The 17,855-nt window shown below is 61.1% G+C and carries 15 protein-coding genes; 11 read left to right on the top strand and 4 right to left on the bottom strand.

The window, feature by feature from the left end; translation table 11 throughout:
• The first annotated feature begins 13 nt into the window (after positions 1-13).
• From algG to AC1DKH_RS15945, 10 genes are all read left to right on the top strand, one after another.
• Positions 14-1,588: a mannuronan 5-epimerase AlgG gene (gene algG / locus AC1DKH_RS15990; RefSeq protein WP_477760625.1), complete on the top strand. Its 1,575-nt coding sequence runs from the start codon at positions 14-16 to the stop codon at positions 1,586-1,588.
• Positions 1,589-1,598: 10 nt separating this feature from the next.
• Positions 1,599-3,047, top strand: coding sequence for an alginate O-acetyltransferase (locus tag AC1DKH_RS15985; RefSeq protein ID WP_477753206.1), 1,449 nt, complete (start codon positions 1,599-1,601; stop codon positions 3,045-3,047).
• A gap of 8 nt (positions 3,048-3,055) precedes the next feature.
• The gene (locus tag AC1DKH_RS15980) at positions 3,056-4,180 is read left to right on the top strand and encodes a mannuronate-specific alginate lyase (RefSeq protein WP_477798634.1); all 1,125 of its coding nucleotides are present in this window, start codon (positions 3,056-3,058) and stop codon (positions 4,178-4,180) included.
• Between the two features lie 212 nt (positions 4,181-4,392).
• Positions 4,393-5,958: an MBOAT family O-acyltransferase gene (locus AC1DKH_RS15975; protein WP_477798633.1), complete on the top strand. Its 1,566-nt coding sequence runs from the start codon at positions 4,393-4,395 to the stop codon at positions 5,956-5,958.
• A gap of 11 nt (positions 5,959-5,969) precedes the next feature.
• Positions 5,970-7,145: an alginate O-acetyltransferase gene (locus tag AC1DKH_RS15970; protein WP_477798632.1), complete on the top strand. Its 1,176-nt coding sequence runs from the start codon at positions 5,970-5,972 to the stop codon at positions 7,143-7,145.
• Between the two features lie 14 nt (positions 7,146-7,159).
• Positions 7,160-7,816, top strand: a complete 657-nt coding sequence (locus tag AC1DKH_RS15965; RefSeq protein ID WP_477753202.1) for an alginate O-acetyltransferase AlgF — start codon at positions 7,160-7,162, stop codon at positions 7,814-7,816.
• Between the two features lie 213 nt (positions 7,817-8,029).
• Positions 8,030-9,481: a mannose-1-phosphate guanylyltransferase/mannose-6-phosphate isomerase gene (locus AC1DKH_RS15960; protein ID WP_477760623.1), complete on the top strand. Its 1,452-nt coding sequence runs from the start codon at positions 8,030-8,032 to the stop codon at positions 9,479-9,481.
• Positions 9,482-9,698: 217 nt separating this feature from the next.
• A complete protein-coding gene (locus AC1DKH_RS15955) occupies positions 9,699-10,163 on the top strand; it encodes a multidrug transporter (RefSeq protein WP_477753200.1) in 465 nt (154 codons plus the stop codon).
• Positions 10,164-10,196: 33 nt separating this feature from the next.
• On the top strand, positions 10,197-11,021 hold the full coding sequence (locus AC1DKH_RS15950) for an SDR family oxidoreductase (protein ID WP_477798631.1): 825 nt from the start codon (positions 10,197-10,199) through the stop codon (positions 11,019-11,021).
• A gap of 149 nt (positions 11,022-11,170) precedes the next feature.
• Entirely contained in the window at positions 11,171-11,569 is a 399-nt protein-coding gene (locus AC1DKH_RS15945; protein ID WP_477798630.1) for a DUF4440 domain-containing protein, read from the top strand.
• A 40-nt stretch (positions 11,570-11,609) separates the two neighbouring features.
• Here AC1DKH_RS15945 and AC1DKH_RS15940 read toward each other — a convergent pair whose 3' ends face one another.
• The 4 genes from AC1DKH_RS15940 to AC1DKH_RS15925 form a co-directional block, all read right to left on the bottom strand.
• Positions 11,610-12,473, bottom strand: coding sequence for an efflux RND transporter periplasmic adaptor subunit (locus AC1DKH_RS15940; protein ID WP_477798629.1), 864 nt, complete (start codon positions 12,471-12,473; stop codon positions 11,610-11,612).
• Positions 12,474-12,512: 39 nt separating this feature from the next.
• Positions 12,513-12,713 (bottom strand): DUF1656 domain-containing protein, encoded by a 201-nt coding sequence (locus AC1DKH_RS15935; protein WP_007896379.1) that lies wholly within the window; start codon positions 12,711-12,713, stop codon positions 12,513-12,515.
• The gene (locus tag AC1DKH_RS15930) at positions 12,703-14,895 is read right to left on the bottom strand and encodes an FUSC family protein (protein ID WP_477798628.1); all 2,193 of its coding nucleotides are present in this window, start codon (positions 14,893-14,895) and stop codon (positions 12,703-12,705) included. The genes AC1DKH_RS15935 and AC1DKH_RS15930 overlap by 11 nt, the downstream gene beginning before the upstream one ends.
• A gap of 138 nt (positions 14,896-15,033) precedes the next feature.
• A complete protein-coding gene (locus AC1DKH_RS15925; protein WP_477798627.1) occupies positions 15,034-16,533 on the bottom strand; it encodes an efflux transporter outer membrane subunit in 1,500 nt (499 codons plus the stop codon).
• A gap of 191 nt (positions 16,534-16,724) precedes the next feature.
• Here AC1DKH_RS15925 and AC1DKH_RS15920 point away from each other — a divergent pair, with 191 nt between their 5' ends.
• Positions 16,725-17,693 (top strand): LysR family transcriptional regulator, encoded by a 969-nt coding sequence (locus AC1DKH_RS15920; protein ID WP_477753193.1) that lies wholly within the window; start codon positions 16,725-16,727, stop codon positions 17,691-17,693.
• The last annotated feature ends 162 nt before the right edge of the window (positions 17,694-17,855 follow it).

Raw genomic sequence — 17,855 nt, 5'->3', positions numbered from 1 at the left:
GGGAGTCTCCCAGATGAATCATCCAGCCCGAAAAGGCTCGATCAGCCTGTTGGCCGGCGCGATGCTGCTGGCCAGCGCGACTGCCTTCGCCAATGTGGAACCGGCGAAGCCGGTAACCACGGCCAAGGAACTGCAACAGGCCAAGACCTACACCGTCAGCAGCGCACCGACCGCGCCGCTGGAACTGGCCACGCCGAAACTGCCGGATGTTTCCGGCTACACAGCCGAAGCCATCGCCGCGAAGATCGTGCGCAGCAAACCGGGCAAGATCAGCCTGCGCCGGATGATGCAGGAAGACGCCCTGAAGGACTTCATCGGTGGCGACAACAAGATGGCCGAGTGGGTGGTGCGTCAGCACGGCATCCCCCAGGCGATCTTCGTCGACGATGGCTACATGAACCTCAAGGACCTGGCGAAAAAGGTCCCCAAGCAGTACTTCAGCGAAACCTCGCCAGGTGTGTTCCTCTCCCGCTTGCCGATCGTGGTCGGTCGTCACGGCATCCTGGAAATCGACAAGCAGACCCAGGAACTGCGCCTGTCCCAGGAGGCTGGTGCGTTCCTGGTCAACGACGGCCAACTGTTCGTTCGCGATACCAGAATCACCGGCTGGCGCGAGAAGGACAACGGCCCGGCGACGTTCAACTCGCCGAAGGAATTCCGTCCGTTCCTGCTGTCCTGGGGTGGCACCGAGACCTACATCGCCAACAGCAAGATCGCCAGCTTCGGCTACGCCAACAGTAAGTCCTACGGCGTGAGTATTTCCCAGTACACGCCGAACATGGCCAAGGTGCTCAAGCGTCCTGAGCCGACCGGCTGGATCGTCGGCTCCGAATTCTCGGACATGTGGTACGGCTTCTATTGCTATGAAACCCGCGACTTCGTGGTCAAGGGCAACACCTACAAAGACAACATCGTCTACGGCATCGACCCGCACGACCGTTCCCACGGCCTGATCATTGCCGACAACACGGTGTACGGAACGAAGAAGAAGCACGGGATCATTATTTCCCGTGAGGTCAACGACAGCTTCATCTTCAACAACCGCAGCTACGACAACCACCTCTCGGGGCTGGTGATCGACCGTAACAGCGTGAACAACCTGATTGCCCACAACGAGATTTACCAGAACCACACCGACGGCATCACCCTCTACGAGAGTGCCGACAACCTGTTGTGGGGCAACCGCGTACTGAGCAACAAGCGCCACGGCATCCGCATTCGTAACAGCGTGAACATTCGCCTGTACGAAAACGTCGCCATGGCCAACGGTCTGACCGGCGTCTACGGGCACATCAAGGACCTGAGCAACACCGACCGTGACATCAAGCTCGACCCGTTCGACGCCCAGGTGTCGCTGATCGTGGTCGGTGGTGAACTGGCGGCCAACGGCAGCGGCCCGCTGTCCATCGACTCGCCGCTGAGTGTCGAGCTGTATCGCGTGTCGATGCTCGCACCGACCAAATCCAGCGGCATCAGCTTCACCGGCATCCTTGGCGATCGTCAGGATGAAATTCTCGACCTGCTGGTACGCCAGCAGAAAGCCGTGCTGATCGACCCTGTCGAACGCCAGACCGAAATGCGGGACTGAGGATAATCTTATGCACCCACACTTGATCAAATTACTCAGCCTGTCGGCCCTGACCGCCGGCATTCTCGCGGCCAGCGGTGGTGTTCGCGCCGATGAGGTCAAAGCACCCAGCTTCACTGCGGAACCGTGCTGCAGCCTGTGCCCGGCCGCCCACGATGCGAAGAACTACACCACCCGTTACCAGCAGAACTTCACCACGCTGGTACAGGCCCAGGGTGACTGGTTGTTCCGGACCCAGGAAGACCTGCGCACCGAATTCGACACCACGCCCGCCGGCTACAAACGCATGAAACAACTGCACGATGCGTTCAAGAGCAAAGGCGTTGAACTGGTTGTCGTGTACCAGCCGACTCGTGGCCTGGTGAACCGCAACAAGCTCAACCCGGCTGAGAAGGCCAGCTTCGACTTCGACAAGGCGCTGAGAAACTACAAGTCCATGCTCGGTCGTTTTGCGCAGATGGGCTACGTGGTCCCGGACCTGTCGCCGCTGACCAACGAGTCGTTGCCCGACACCCTGCCCGCCCACGATTTCTACTTCCGTGGCGACCAGCACTGGACCCCGTACGGCGCCCAGCGCACGGCGAAAATCGTCGCCGAGAAGGTCAAGCAGCTGCCTGAATTCGCCGACATTCCCAAGCGCGAATTCGAGACCAAAAAGTCAGGTCGCATGGGCAAGACCGGAACCTTGCACAACATGGCCGGTCAACTCTGTGGCACCAGCTACGCGATCCAGTACATGGATCAGTTCACCACCGAACCGAAGGGCGAAGCGGGCGATGGCGATCTGTTCGGCGATTCCGGCAACCCGCAGATCACCCTCGTGGGTACCTCCCACAGCGGCAAGAACTACAACTTCGCCGGTTTCCTCGAAGAGGCCATCGGCGCCGACATTCTCAACGTGGCGTTCCCCGGCGGTGGCCTGGAAGGTTCGATGCTGCAGTACCTGGGCAGCGACGAATTCCAGAAGAACCCGCCGAAGATTCTCATCTGGGAATTCTCGCCGCTGTACCGCCTCGACCAGGAAACCATCTACCGCCAGATGATGGCGCTGCTGGACAACGGTTGCGAAGGCAAGGATGCACAGATGTCCGGTAGCGCCACGCTCAAGCCGGGCAAAAACGAGTTGATGGTCAACAGCAAGAACATGGACCTGCGCAACGGTAGCCACCAGGTCGATATCCGTTTCGCCGACACCTCGGTGAAAACCCTGCAAGCCACCCTCTGGTACATGAACGGTCGCCATGAGGACATCAAGATCGACAAACCGGAAACCTCCGAGACTGACGGGCGTTTCGCTTTCGAGTTGCGCACGGACGAAGACTGGGCCTCGCAGAACCTGCTGGCCGTTGAAGTCCAGGGCCCCGAAGCCGGAGCCGCGCCTCAGAAAGTCGAAGCGAAAATCTGCAAACGCAACGTGTTCCCGGGCGCCGAACAGCGTACTGCTTCGGTCGGGCAATGAGGTCTGCTATGCGCTATCCGAAATTTTCAACTCTGTTGGCACCGACGCTCTTGAGCCTGGCGATGTTCGCCGGGGCCACACAAGCGGCTGCGCCACTGCGTCCACCCCAGGGCTATTTTGCGCCTGTGGATAAATTCAAGACGGGCGACAAGAGCGAAGGCTGCGATGCGATGCCGACGCCGTACACCGGCTCGTTGCAATTTCGCAGCAAGTACGAAGGTTCGGACAAGTCCCGCGCGACCCTGAACGTGCAGTCGGAAAAAGCCTTCCGCGAAAGTACTGCCGACATCACCAAGATCGAGCGCGGCACCAGCAAGCGCGTGATGCAGTTCATGCGTGACGGTCGTCCGGAACAGCTGGAATGCACACTGAGCTGGCTGACGGCCTGGGCCCAGGCTGACGCGCTGATGTCCAAGGACTTCAACCACACCGGCAAGTCGATGCGCAAATGGGCCTTGGGCAGCATGGCTTCGGCGTATATCCGCCTGAAGTTTTCCGACTCCCACCCACTGGCCACCCATCAACAGCAAGCGCAGTTGATCGAAGCCTGGTTCAGCAAGATGGCCGACCAGGTGGTCAGCGACTGGGACAACCTGCCGCTCGACCAGACCAACAACCACTCGTACTGGGCCGCCTGGTCGGTGATGGCCACTTCCGTCGCCACCAACCGCCGCGACCTGTTCGACTGGGCGGTTAAGGAATACAAGGTCGGCGCCAGCCAGGTCGACGCCGACGGCTACCTGCCCAACGAACTCAAGCGTCAGCAACGGGCGCTGGCCTACCACAACTACGCCCTGCCGCCACTGGCGATGATCGCCAGTTTCGCCCAGGTCAACGGCGTGGACTTGCGCCAGGAAAACAATGGCGCACTCAAACGCCTGGGTGACCGGGTGCTGTCGGGGGTGAAAGACCCGGATGCGTTCGAGAAAAAGAACGGCAAGGAACAGGACATGACCGACCTCAAGGAGGACATGAAATTCGCCTGGCTCGAACCGTTCTGCTCGCTCTACACCTGCACGCCCGAGGTGCTGGCGCAGAAGCACAAGATGCAACCGTTCAAGACCTTCCGCCTCGGCGGTGACCTGACCAAGGTCTATGACCCGGTAAACGACAAGGGCAGCAAGGGTTCTTGAATATAGACACAAAACCTGTGGGAGCGAGCTTGCTCGCGATAGCGGTCTGACATTCAACATCGATGTCGACTGACACTCCGTCATCGCGAGCAAGCTCGCTCCCACAGGGTCGATGTCGAAAGTGAGTTTTGTGAGTTACCCCCCGGATTTCTGTGGGGGGTTTGGGGGGGCCGTTGGCCCTTGACTGTTGGTTCAAACAAGGAGAGATCGGGATGGTTTTTTCGTCCAACGTGTTCCTGTTTTTGTTCTTGCCGATCTTTCTCGGCTTGTACTACCTGAGCGGGCAACGCTATCGCAATTTGCTGCTGCTGATTGCCAGCTACGTGTTCTACGCCTGGTGGCGTGTGGACTTCCTCGCACTGTTCGCGGCGGTTACGCTGTGGAACTACTGGATCGGCCTGAAAGTCGGTGCCGCCGGGGTCAGGACCAAACCGGCGCAGCGCTGGCTGCTGCTCGGCGTGGCCGTCGACCTGTGCATCCTCGGCTACTTCAAGTACGCCAACTTCGGCGTCGACAGCATCAACGCGATGATGACGTCGGTGGGTCTTTCGCCATTCATCCTGACCCACGTGCTGTTGCCGATCGGGATCTCGTTCTACATCTTCGAGTCCATCAGCTACATCATCGACGTCTACCGTGGCGACACCCCGGCGACCCGCAACCTGATCGACTTCGCGGCGTTCGTGGCGATCTTCCCGCACCTGATCGCCGGCCCCGTGTTGCGTTTCCGCGACCTGGCCGACCAGTTCAACAACCGCACCCACACCCTCGACAAGTTCTCCGAGGGCTGCACGCGGTTCATGCAGGGTTTCATCAAGAAAGTCTTCATCGCCGATACCCTGGCGGTGGTGGCCGACCACTGCTTCGCCCTGCAAAATCCGACCACGGGCGATGCCTGGCTCGGCGCGCTGGCGTACACCGCGCAGCTGTATTTCGACTTCTCCGGTTACAGCGACATGGCCATCGGCCTGGGCTTGATGATGGGTTTTCGCTTCATGGAAAACTTCAAGCAGCCTTACGTCAGCCAGTCGATCACCGAGTTCTGGCGGCGCTGGCACATCAGCCTGTCGACCTGGCTGCGTGACTACCTGTACATCACCCTCGGCGGCAACCGCAAAGGTACGCTGATGACCTATCGCAACCTGTTCCTGACCATGCTGCTCGGTGGTCTGTGGCACGGCGCGAACATCACCTACATCGTCTGGGGTGCGTGGCACGGCATGTGGCTGGCGATTGAAAAAGCCATCGGCCTGAATACTTCTCCACGCAGCTTCAACCCGATCCGCTGGGTGATGACCTTCCTGCTGGTGGTGATGGGCTGGGTGATCTTCCGCGCGGAAAACCTGCACGTCGCCGGGCGCATGTACGGCGCGATGTTCAGCTTCGGTGACTGGTCGCTGTCGGAACTCAACCAGGCCAGCCTCACCGGCCTGCAAGTGGCAACGCTGATCGTGGCTTACGTGACCCTGGCGTTCTTCGGCCTGCGGGATTTCTACACCAATCAGCCTCCGCTGAAGACCAAGCCTGCAGTGAACGTCGACGCCGACGGCCCGGCCGCTGCGACACCGGGAACGATCAAGGCCGTGCCTGGGGATAACCCGGCAAACATCCACCAGCCAGGCTACACCGTCGGCGTCGAAGCCCAGGTGCAACCGGCCTACTGGACCGCTGACTGGTCGCGCTACGTGATGCGTGCGCTGGTGCTGCTGCTGTTCATCGCCTCGATTCTCAAACTCTCGGCGCAAAGCTTCTCGCCGTTCCTTTACTTCCAGTTCTGAGGGATCTGACCATGACCCGCTCATTACGCATCTTCTACATCGCGCTGTTCCTGGTGACCCTGCTGGTGCTGGGTCTGTGGTCGGTGCGCAGCTTCTTCGGCTTCAGCACCAACGCCGATGCGACGGTGCTCAACGGTCGCTGGACCAAGGCCGTGGAAACCCACTACGACGACGAGTTCCCGATCAAGCGCCTGGGCACCAACCTCTGGGCCGCGCTGGACTTCAAACTGTTCAACGAAGGTCGTCCGGGCGTGGTGCTCGGTCGCGACCAGTGGTTGTACAGCGATGAAGAATTCCACCCGGTGGTCAACGAAGAGTTGAACCTGCAAGGCAACTACGCGCTGGTCGAAGGCGTGCGCCAGACACTGAAAGAGAAAGGCGTGCAACTGGTGATGGCGGTGGTGCCGGCCAAGGTGCGCCTGTATCCGGAACACCTCGGTGAAGTGAAACCGGCGAGCATCCACGCCAACCTCTACAAGGACTTCCACCAGCGCCTGGCCGCCGACCGGATTCCGGCCCCTGACCTGCTCGGCCCGCTGCAACAGGCCAAACAGGATGGCCAGCAAGTGTTCCTGCGCACCGACACCCACTGGACGCCGCAAGGCGCCGAGATCGCCGCCATCCGTCTGGCCAAAACCATCGCCGACAAGTACCCGCTGAGCGGCGAGCCGCAGCGTTTCGTCACCGAACCTGCGGAGACCATTACGCACAAGGGCGACCTGCGTCTGTTCCTGCCACTGGACCCGCTGTTCGAAAACCTGATGCCCAAGCAAGAAACCTTGCAGAAGCGCAATACGGTCGCGGCAGAAGATCAGCCCGCCGGCGACGACGCGCTGTTCGCCAACACCGAAGTGCCGGTGGCCCTGATCGGCACCAGCTACAGCGCCAACCCCAACTGGAACTTCGTCGGCGCGCTCAAGCAGGCGCTGCACAGCGACGTGGTCAATTACGCCGAAGACGGCCACGGCCCGATTCTGCCGATGCTCAGCTACCTGAAAAGCGATGCCTTCAAGAACAGCCCGCCACAGGTGCTGATCTGGGAGTTCCCTGAACGATATCTGCCCGTGAACAACGAAATCGGCGACGCCGACCCGCAGTGGGTCGCAGAGCTTAAACAAGCCGGCGCCCGCCAACAAAACGTAGCCAACATCAACAAATCCGAGACGCCCGACCGGGCGCAAAACTGAAAGAGAGGTACACCATGACTTTCACTACAACTCCTCGTCGTCTCGCTAAAAGCTTTGCCCTGGTTGCCGGCCTCAGCGTGCTGTCGGTACAGGCTTTCGCCGGTGGCGACGCCGCCCTGTACGGCCCGACCGCACCGAAAGGCTCGACCTTCGTGCGCATCTACAACGCCAGCAACGCCGAAGTCAGCGCCACCGTCGGCAGCACCAACCTGAGCGACGTCGCGCCACTGTCCAGCAGTGACTTCAGCTTCATGCCGGGCGGCGACTACAGCGCCAAGGTCGGTAGCCAGAGCCTGCCGGTGAAATTGGCCGGCGACCACTATTACACCCTGGTCAACAACGCCAGCGGCGCACCGCAACTGATCGAAGAGCCGCCGTTCAAGAACAAGCAGAAGTCCCTGGTACGCATGCAAAACCTCAGCGACAAGGCGCTGACCCTGAAGACCGCAGATGGCAAGACCGACGTGGTCCCGAACGTGGCAGCCAAAGGCCGTGGCGAACGTGAAATCAACCCGGTGAAGGTCAGCCTGGCGCTGTATGACGGCGCAACCAAAGTCGGCGACGTAAAACCGGTCGCCCTGGAACGCGGTGAAGCCGCGGTGCTGTACGTCACCGGCAGCGGCAGCAGCCTGTCGCCGGTCTGGGTGAAACGCCCGGTGTCGACGCGCTAACAATTTTCCGGACTGACCCATGCCCCCCGTAGGAGCGAGCTTGCTCGCGATGAACTCAAGGGCACCGCGTTTCTTCTGGTGCCCAACATCATCGTTAGCCTCCATCGCGAGCAAGCTCGCTCCTACAAAGGCCAGCCCGGACACGGAACAAAAACAAGAGTGAAACGACAGAACGCAGTAGCTCTAACCAATCGATATTCAAGGAGTAACAACATGATTCCGGTGATCTTGTCAGGTGGTAGTGGCTCACGTCTTTGGCCGCTTTCCCGCAAACAATTCCCTAAACAGTTCCTGGCCCTGACCGGCGAACACACCCTGTTCCAGCAAACCCTGGAACGCCTGGTGTTCGAAGGGATGGACTCGCCAATCGTGGTCTGCAACAAGGACCACCGCTTCATCGTCAACGAGCAATTAGCGGCGCGCAAACTGGAAACCCAACGCATCCTGATGGAACCGTTCGGTCGCAACACCGCGCCGGCCGTGGCCCTGACTGCGATGATGCTGGTCAGTGAAGGTCGCGACGAGCTGATGCTGGTACTGCCGGCCGACCACGTGCTGGAAGACCAGAAGGCCCTGCAACGCGCCCTGGCCCTGGCCACCGTCGCCGCCGAAAACGGTGAAATGGTGCTGTTCGGCGTGCCGGCCACCAAGCCGGAAACCGGTTATGGCTACATCAAGTCGACCAACGACTCGCTGCTGCCTGAAGGCGTCAGCCGCGTCTCGCACTTCGTCGAAAAACCTGACGTGAAGCGCGCCACCGAGTTCGTCCAGTCCGGCGGTTACTTCTGGAACAGCGGCATGTTCCTGTTCCGCGCCAGCCGCTTCCTCGAAGAGCTGAAGAAGCACGATCCGGACATCTACGACACCTGCCTGCTGACCCTGGAACGCAGCCATCAGGATGCCGACACCATCACCTTCGACGAAGCCACCTTCGCTTGCTGCCCGGACAATTCCATCGACTACTCGGTGATGGAAAAAACCCAACGCGCCTGCGTCGTGCCGCTGACCGCTGGCTGGAGCGATGTCGGCTGCTGGTCGTCGTTGTGGGAAGTCAATAAAAAAGACGCCAACGGCAACGTCACCAAAGGCGACGTGGTGATCCAGGACAGCAAAAACTGCATGATCCACGGCAACGGCAAACTGGTGTCGGTGATCGGCCTGGAAAACATCGTCGTGGTCGAAACCAAGGACGCCATGATGATCGCCCACAAGGACAAGGTCCAAGGCGTGAAACAGATGGTCAACACCCTCAACGAACAAGGCCGCAGCGAAACCCAGAACCACTGCGAGGTCTACCGTCCGTGGGGCTCCTACGACTCGGTGGACATGGGCGGGCGCTTCCAGGTCAAGCACATCTCGGTCAAACCGGGCGCTTGCCTGTCGCTGCAGATGCACCACCACCGCGCCGAACACTGGATCGTCGTCAGCGGCACCGCCGAGGTGACCTGTGACGAGAACGTGTTCCTGCTGACCGAGAACCAGTCGACCTACATTCCGATCGCTTCGGTGCATCGCCTGCGTAACCCGGGGAAGATTCCGTTGGAGATCATCGAGGTGCAGTCGGGGAGCTATCTGGGTGAGGACGATATCGAGCGGTTTGAGGATATCTACGGGCGCTCGACGCCGATTGAGCGTGGGGTTGCGGTGAAGACTATCGCGCAGTAACGTTCAGTAAAACAAGAAGCCCTCGTCCAGCCTACTGCGTTCCCTATCCGCAGCAGGCTGGGCGGGGGCTTTTTTTGCACTGGGTTTTGTATTGCCTTGCCTGGCCTCATCGCGAGCAAGCTCGCGATGAGGCCAGGCAGCACACCACCGAATCGCCCATCGCCAACCCCACCTTCGCTTAGGTAGGATGACCTCTCTATTCCCGAGATTTCATGTCATGTTCATCGGCGTCCTGCTGGTTATCACCTGGCTGGTCCTGTTGCTGCGCTATCCGGCCAAGGCCTTGCCCGTATCACTGGCGGCTGCCGCTGGGCTGGGCATCGTCGCGACCTGGGTCATCTGGATGGACCACCGCGAACTCAAGCAACTGCAACGCCTGGAGTTGCGCATCAGCTACGCGCCGCAGCAATGTCCCGCCGATCGCCCACTGCAATTGACCCTGAACAACGGCAATGACGTGCCGCTGACTGAGCTGCGCTGGCGAGTCGCGGCTTATGCACCGGGCGATACGGTGAACCTGGCCGACAATCAATACACCGCCCCGCGCTATCGTGGCCCCGGCGAATTGCAGGCCGGTGGCAACTGGGAAGATTGCTTGCCGCTGCCGCCATTGCGTCCTGGCTACCGTCCGGAAACCCTGGAGTTTCGCGCCGAGCGGTTGCAGGGTAGTTTTTCCGACTGATCCCTCCCCCACTTTTTGCACAAGGAATGCGCCATGCCCGTTGCGTTGATTACCGGTTGTTCCAGTGGCATCGGCCGTGCCCTTGCCGATGCGTTCAAGGGCGCTGGTTATGAAGTCTGGGCCAGTGCGCGCAAGGTCGAAGATGTCGCCATGCTGAGCGCTGCCGGATTTACCGCCGTGCAACTTGACGTAAACGACGGTGTTGCCCTTGAGCAGTTGAGCGACCGCATCAACCAGGAGCGCGGTGGTCTCGACGTGCTGATCAACAACGCGGGTTATGGTGCCATGGGACCACTGCTCGATGGCGGCGTACCGGCCATGCAGCGCCAGTTCGAAACTAATGTGTTCGCTGTCGTTGGCGTCACTCGCGCGATGTTTCCTGTGCTGCGCCGGACCAAAGGATTGGTCGTGAATATCGGCAGCGTTTCGGGTGTGTTGGTCACGCCATTCGCCGGCGCCTACTGCGCCTCGAAAGCCGCCGTGCATGCCTTGAGCGATGCCTTGCGCATGGAACTGGCGCCGTTCGGCGTGCGAGTGATGGAAGTCCAGCCGGGGGCCATCGCTTCCAGTTTCGCCAGGAATGCCGGGCACGAAGCCGAGCAACTGATCAGTGAGCAATCGCCATGGTTTCCGCTGCGCGAAGGCATACGCGCCCGGGCCAAAGCCTCTCAGGACAACCCGACCCCGGCCAGTGAGTTTGCTGCCGGGTTGCTCAAGGCTGTGCAGCAGGGCAAGCCACCACGACTGATTCGCCTGGGCAATGGCAGTCGCGCGTTGCCGCTGCTGGCGGGTTTGTTGCCCAAGGGGCTGCTGGAATCGGGGTTGATGAAGCGGTTCGGACTGCGTGGACAACTCTGACACCGAGTCGCCTGCAATCGCGAGCAAGCTCGCTCCCACAAGGATTTTTGGTGTGAATACTATCTATGCCATCCAGCAGAACCCTGTGGGAGCGAGCTTGCTCGCGATGACGCCAGCACAAACACTGCAATACTTCAGGAAACGCTAGCATGACCGACTACACCGAATACTTCGACGAAGTGATCCAGGCCCACGTGGCCATCGAACAATGGCTGGCCGAGGAGCGCGACGCGTCCGAACTCGAAAAACTGCTGACACGTTTTTCGCCGCAGTTCTCCATGGTCTCGCCGCTCGGTCGGGTGCTGGATTTTGACGCACTGAACGAATTGTTCACGCTGGCGGGCGGCAAGAAACTCGGGTTCCGCATCGAGCTCAGTGAGTTGCGTGGCATTGCGTTGTACGACGGCGGCGCGACCGTGAGTTACCGCGAACAACAGACCGATGCGACCGGACTGCACTCGGATCGTCGCTCCACGGTGGTGTTTGAAAAACACGCCGATGGCCGGGTGATCTGGCGGCATCTGCATGAGACGTTTTGCAAGGAGTGAACCTCTGTTTTATGCCTGCGAGACCGAACCGGTCTACCTGTCATACACCATTGTCCTGCTTCACCACCACCGTGCACGTGATCCCCGCCGCCAACAGCACCCCTTCCGGCACTTCATCGATGTGGATGCGCACCGGCACCCGTTGCGCCAGGCGAACCCAGTTGAAGGTCGGGTTTACATCGGCGATCAACTCGTGGCTCTCCGGGTTGTCGCGGTCGTAGATGCCACGCGAGATGCTTTCCACGTGGCCCTTGAGTACTTCGCCGCTCATCAGTTGCATGTCGGCCTTATCACCCACGCGCACATGGGGCAGCTTGGTTTCTTCGAAGAAGCCGTAGACCCAGAACGAGTTCATGTCGACCACGGCCATTTTCGCCTCGCCGATGCGCGCGTAGTCGCCGCGATGCACATTGAGGTTGGTGACGTAGCCATCCACCGCCGCACGCACTTCAGTGCGCTTGAGGTTGAGTTCGGCGGCTTCCAGTTGCGCCTGGGCCTGCTGGTAATCGGCCAGGGCCGAGTCGGCGAGGTTGCTGGCGTCGTCACGGTTTTCCCGGGAGATCACCAGGTTGTCCATATCGGCGCGACGATGAGCGTTGACCTTGCGCATCTCCCAGGTCGCCTTGCGCGATGCCACCAGACTCTGTGCCTGTTTCACCGCAAGGCGGTAGTGCTCGGGGTCGATCTGCATCAGCAAATCGCCCTTCTTCACCAGTTGGTTGTCGCGCACCGGCACGTCCACCACTTCGCCGGTAACGTCGGCGGCGACGTTGATGATGTCGGCGCGCACGCGGCCGTCACGGGTCCACGGCGTGTTCATGTAGTGCTCCCACAAGGAGCGGCCGATCCACAGCGCGAGGGCCAGCACCAGCAAGGTCGCGAGCAGGCTGAAAAACTTTTTCATCGGGGCATTCTTCAGAGATAGAGAGTCAGTGATAGAGAGTCAACGGTAGACAGTCAGCGCCAACGCGCCGAACAGACAGGTAAACAGACTCAGGCGCAGTAACGCCGGGTGCCAGAAAAAACGGTACAGGTCGAACCCGGACAGGAACCGGTCCAGCGCCCAGGCAAGCGCCGCCGCGATGAAAAACATCAGGGTCATGGTCGGCATGTACACGCCGTGGAAGGCGATTTCACGAGGCATGTTCAAGTCCTTGAGGCTGGCTGTTTGCGAAGGCCGCAAGCGGTGATTGCGGGTCGAGCAGCGAGGTGCGGATGAAGTGCAGGTAGCTCTTCACCCGGCGCAACGCCGAGGTATCGAAGTGTGGGGCGAAGGGTTCGTCGGTGGACTGCACACGGCTGATGGCGTGATCGACTGCGACCAGAGCGCGTTCGAGGTTGCTGCTGTTCGGTTGCAGGAACAGCCGCACCAGTGCACGCCCCATCACCCGGATCGCCTGGCGCCATGGCTGGGATTCGGCATAGGCCGGATGCACCGGCAGAATCGCCTGTTCCTTGCGCAATTCGATGATCGCGTGACCGACTTCCAGCACCACGAACATCCAGCGCAGCAATTCGCGCTGCACTTGCGGTTGCCCCGCCGCGAAGCCGTAGGCCTGATGCACCAGATCGCGGGTGCGGCTTTCGAAACTCGACGCCAGCCCCTTGAGCTTGCCGCTGATGGCGTACACCACCTGACCGCGCAGGTCCTGCTCCAGCCGACGCCACAACCAGCGGCTGTTGGGCGGCAGAATGATCGCCCCGGCCGCTGCGCACACCAGCATGCCCAGCACCATGGCGATGTAGTCGTTGATGAAGGTGTAGGGGTTGTAGACCGTGAGGTTGTCCGGCACCGAACCGGTGCTGAAGAAGATCAGCAAGCCCAGGCCGACGCCGACGTATTGCGGCCGCGAGGTCAGGAATGAGCCCAATACGATCACCGGTGCGAGCATCACGCACAACAATGGAAATCCGTCGATCCACGGGAAAATGAAAAACATCTCGACGAAGCCGATCAGCGCCCCGAGCAATGTCCCGCACGCCATCTGAAAGGCCATGCGTTTCGGGTTCGGGGTGGCGGCGGACAAGCCCACGGTTGCAGCAGCGATCAGGGTCATGGTCGCGCCGCTCGGCCAGGCGGTTGCCACCCAGTAGCTGCCCAAAACCACCAGGATGAACGCTGCGCGAATCCCCGATGCCGCCGCGGCCATCCAGTTGGTTTGCGGGGTGAACGGCTCGTCCCAGCGCTCCCGCTCGTGACTGTGATCGGCCAGGGAGGCGTGGGTCTGCGCATAACCGTGCAGGTCGTCGACGAAGCGATAGAGCAGCTCGTACGCGGTGTGGAAATCCAGTTGTTCAGCATCGCTCGGATTGTGCTGCTGGAACGTCGCCCGCAGACAGCGTACCCGCGCCGGCAAACCTTCTTTGTATGCGGTCAGCACCGCGACCAGACGCGCCGCATCGGCGCTGGTCAGGGCACGACCGCTGAAGCCGTCGAGCAATTCGGCGAGGTCCTGCAAACCCGGTTTGATCGCCGCCGCCACCTGGTCCGCCGCGCTGTTGCGCAAGCGTTCGAGCAACTGGTGCAAGGCGTTGAAGCGCGTGGTGATGCCCATGAACTCGCTGTTCAGGCGACTGAGCCGGCCATTGCGTCGACGCATGTGCGGGTCTTCAAACACAGTGACGCTGCGCAAGCCTTCCAGGCCCACCGCTTCGGCGATGAAACGCACGTTGCCGGCCTCGAACGCGTCGCGCTGACTGCGACCGCGCAAGCCGTCGGTGACGAACAGGGCGAACACGCCAAAGCGCTGATACAAGGCATTGCGCATCGCCGCGCTCGCCGATTGCGGCAGGATGGCGGCACTGATCAGGGTCGAACAGAGAATGCCCAACGAGATTTCCAGCACCCGCCAGACCGCCGCCATGAACGCACCCTCCGGATGGGCCAATGCGGGCAAGCCGACCATCGCGGCGGTGTATCCTGCGAGTACGAAACCGTAGGCGCGGAAGTTGCGGCAGCGGGCGGCGCCGGCCGTGCAGATGCCGACCCAGATCGCCAGCGAACCGAGGAACAATTCTGTGTTCTGCGCAAACAGGGCGATCAGCGCGACCATCACCGCCGACCCGGCCAAGGTGCCGAGGAAACGATAGAAACTCTTGGCGAACACCTGGCCGCTTTGCGGCTGCATGACGATGAACACGGTGATCATCGCCGTGCGCGGTTGCGGCAGCTCCAGGCGCATGGCCAGCCACAGCGTCAGGAACGCGGCGAACAGCACCTTGAAGATGTAGACCCAGGTCACGCCGTCGCTGCGTGCCCAGTCGAAGAAACCCCGGCGCCATTCCAGGGAGTACAGCCAGCGCAAGGGTGCGGGCAAGGGAGTCATCAAATCCTGCTCAATAAATTCCAGTGAAACCCGGAACCTGTGGGAGCGAGCTTGCTCGCGATAGCGGAGTATCAGCCGGCATCAATGTTGGATGTGCCGCCCTCATCGCGAGCAAGCTCGCTCCCACAGGTTTTGTGTTCAACGCAAAAGGCTCGGGGTTTTCGGTGCTGCTGTCTGGCTGTCTTTCGGCACATCGTTGCCCGCCCCCAGACCGCCGCCCAACGCCGTCACCAGCTCTGCATGAGCACTCAACCGCGCCGCCTGAACCTGCTGCTGCACTTGCTGCTGCTTGAACAGCAGGGTCTGGGCGTTGAGCACGTTGAGGTAGTCGGTCAGGCCACGCTGATAGGCGATCATCGCGATGTCGTAGGTCTTCTGCGCAGTGGCCACCGATTCGGCGGCGAAAGCCTGCTGCTTGTCCATGGACTCGCGACGGATCAATTGGTCGGAAATGTTTTTCAGCGCGTTGACCAGGGTCTGGTTGTACTTCGCCACGGCTATGTCATAACCCGCCGAGGCTTCACCCAACTCCGCACGCAATCGCCCACCATCGAAGATCGGCAACGAAATCGCCGGCCCCACGCTGTAGTTGAGTTTCTTGCCGGTCAAGAACTCCATTGCCCCACCGCCGGTTGCCATGTAGCCGAGGCTGCCGACCAGGTCGACGTTCGGGTAGAAACCGGCATGAGCGACATCGATGCCCCGCGCCTGCGCCGCCACTTGCCAGCGACTGGCGACCACATCCGGGCGTTGGCCGAGCAATTGCGCCGGCAGCGACGACGGCAGTTTCAGCGGCGCACCCAGTGACAGCGTTGGCCGCTGCAACTGCGCGCCCTCCCCCGGGCCCTTGCCGGCGAGGGCGGCGAGCTGGTTGCGGCTCAAGGCGATTTCTTCGTCGAGGGCGTCGATCTGGCGATGGGTTTCCGGCAGCGGCGTCTCGGCCTGACTGACCTCGAAATGAGTGCCGATACCCCCGCTCAGGCGTTTTTGCGCCAGCTCAAGGATCTGCTGTTGCTGCTTCAAGGTCGCCTCGACGATGTCCCGCTGGGCGTAATGCAACGACAACTCGATGTAGACCCGTACGATGTTGTCCTGCAATTCGAGCTGGGCCTGGCGCGCTTCGGCGACGCTCATGTGCGCCATGTCCAGGGCGCGCTCGGTGGCATTGCTTTCGCGGCCCCAGAGGTCGAGGGCATAACTGAAACCCAACGCCGCGTTATTGTCCCAGGTGGTGCTGTTGGCCAGCTCGCCGGGGCCGTAGAACTGGTCGGTCGGCCAGTTGTGGCGTTTGAGGGTGGACTCGCCATTGATCTGCAGCGACTCGGCCGCTTCGGCCACGCCGGCCATGGACTTGGCTTGGCGTACCCGGGCGGCGGCCATGGCCAGGGTCGGGCTGCCTTGCAGGGCGAGGTCGATCCAGCGATTCAGTTGCGGGTCGCCATAGGCTTGCCACCAATGCGCGGTGGGCCAGTGCGCATCCTGCGCGGCGCTGTGGATCGCTTCGTCGGTGGCCAGTGAATTGGCCTCCAGCGCCTTGCCCTGCGGGGCAATACCTCCGGTTCCGATGCAGCCGCTGATTGCCAGGGTTAAAGCCAAAACACTGAGCGGCTGAAGCGCTCTGCTGATGCGACGCGGCACTGCTGCGATTTCCTGAGGTGGGGTGTTCTTGAGGTGAGCGCAATTCTATGGGGCGGCCGGAAGGGCGATAAGCTGGGATTCCTGTGAATCTTTGTTACCGTTAACGAGATAATCCGTAGGTAGATCCTTAGTCGCCTGTAAATAAACAGAAACTTCGTGTCACAATTTGTCATTCGACGAGAGAGCACCCCATGGACACTTTGCAAAACATGCGCGCCTTCAGTTACGTGGCCGAAGCCGGCAGCTTCACCGCCGCCGCCGTACAACTGGACACCACCACGGCCAACGTCTCGCGCGCGGTCTCCAACCTGGAAGCCCACCTGCAAACCCGTCTGCTCAACCGAACGACCCGCCGTATCGCCCTGACCGAAGCCGGCAAGCGCTACCTGTTGCGCTGCGAACAGATCCTGGCCTACGTCGAAGAAGCCGAAGCCGAGGCCAGCGACGCCCACGCACGCCCGGCCGGGCAACTGAAAGTGCACACCATGACCGGCATCGGCCAGCACTTCGTGATCGACGCCATCGCCCGCTACCGCAAGACCCACCCGGACGTGACTTTCGACCTGACCATGGCCAACCGCGTGCCGGACCTGCTCGACGAAGGCTACGACGTGTCCATCGTCCTCGCCAGCGAACTACCGGATTCGGGTTTCGTCTCCCAACGCCTGGGCATCACCTACAGCATCGTTTGCGCCTCGCCGGCCTACGTCAAAGCCAACGGCTGCGCACAAAAACCCAGCGACCTGCTCAACCACGCCTGCCTGCGCCTGGTCAGCCCGGTGATTCCGCTGGAAAAATGGGCCTTCGACGGTCCTGACGGCCAGGAAATGGTCACCATCAACAGCTCACCCTTCCTGGTGAACTCCGCCGACGCGATGAAATCCGCGATCATCAGCGGCATGGGCGTTGGCGTCCTGCCGCTGTACGCCGCGATAGAAGGCCTGCGCAACGGCACGCTGGTACGCATGATGCCCAAATACCGCTCGCAGGAACTGAACCTGTACGCCATCTACCCGTCGCGCCAGTACCTGGATGCGAAGATCAAGACCTGGGTCGAGTACTTGCGCGGATCGTTGCCGGAATTGCTGGCGGCGCATCAGGCGGAACTGGCGGCGTATGAATTGAGCGGGAGTCTGGGTGGGGTTCGGGTGGCGAATTGACAGGTCCCACGTAGGGGCTGTCGAGTGAAACGAGGCTGCGATCTTTTGATTTCAAGATCAAAAGATCGCAGCCTTCGGCAGCTCCTACCAGGCCGGGTGTCAGCTCGCCTGCAGCTCTTGATCTTGATCTGTACGCCCCCTTCGAGAGGCCGAGCGGAGGTT

Source organism: Pseudomonas sp. 05L36 (assembly GCF_056398125.1).
Note: the sequence above shows the minus strand (reverse complement) of the source record. Positions and strands in the feature narration are given on the sequence as shown.

Coding starts and splice junctions, on each gene's coding strand:
- AC1DKH_RS15960 (WP_477760623.1), top strand. CDS start 8,030: ATGATTCCGGTGATCTTGTCAGGTGGTAGTGGCTCACGTCTTTGGCCG.
- AC1DKH_RS15950 (WP_477798631.1), top strand. CDS start 10,197: ATGCCCGTTGCGTTGATTACCGGTTGTTCCAGTGGCATCGGCCGTGCC.
- AC1DKH_RS15975 (WP_477798633.1), top strand. CDS start 4,393: ATGGTTTTTTCGTCCAACGTGTTCCTGTTTTTGTTCTTGCCGATCTTT.
- algG (WP_477760625.1), top strand. CDS start 14: ATGAATCATCCAGCCCGAAAAGGCTCGATCAGCCTGTTGGCCGGCGCG.
- AC1DKH_RS15980 (WP_477798634.1), top strand. CDS start 3,056: ATGCGCTATCCGAAATTTTCAACTCTGTTGGCACCGACGCTCTTGAGC.
- AC1DKH_RS15920 (WP_477753193.1), top strand. CDS start 16,725: ATGGACACTTTGCAAAACATGCGCGCCTTCAGTTACGTGGCCGAAGCC.
- AC1DKH_RS15940 (WP_477798629.1), bottom strand. CDS start 12,473: ATGAAAAAGTTTTTCAGCCTGCTCGCGACCTTGCTGGTGCTGGCCCTC.
- AC1DKH_RS15955 (WP_477753200.1), top strand. CDS start 9,699: ATGTTCATCGGCGTCCTGCTGGTTATCACCTGGCTGGTCCTGTTGCTG.
- AC1DKH_RS15970 (WP_477798632.1), top strand. CDS start 5,970: ATGACCCGCTCATTACGCATCTTCTACATCGCGCTGTTCCTGGTGACC.
- AC1DKH_RS15985 (WP_477753206.1), top strand. CDS start 1,599: ATGCACCCACACTTGATCAAATTACTCAGCCTGTCGGCCCTGACCGCC.
- AC1DKH_RS15965 (WP_477753202.1), top strand. CDS start 7,160: ATGACTTTCACTACAACTCCTCGTCGTCTCGCTAAAAGCTTTGCCCTG.
- AC1DKH_RS15930 (WP_477798628.1), bottom strand. CDS start 14,895: ATGACTCCCTTGCCCGCACCCTTGCGCTGGCTGTACTCCCTGGAATGG.
- AC1DKH_RS15945 (WP_477798630.1), top strand. CDS start 11,171: ATGACCGACTACACCGAATACTTCGACGAAGTGATCCAGGCCCACGTG.
- AC1DKH_RS15935 (WP_007896379.1), bottom strand. CDS start 12,713: ATGCCTCGTGAAATCGCCTTCCACGGCGTGTACATGCCGACCATGACC.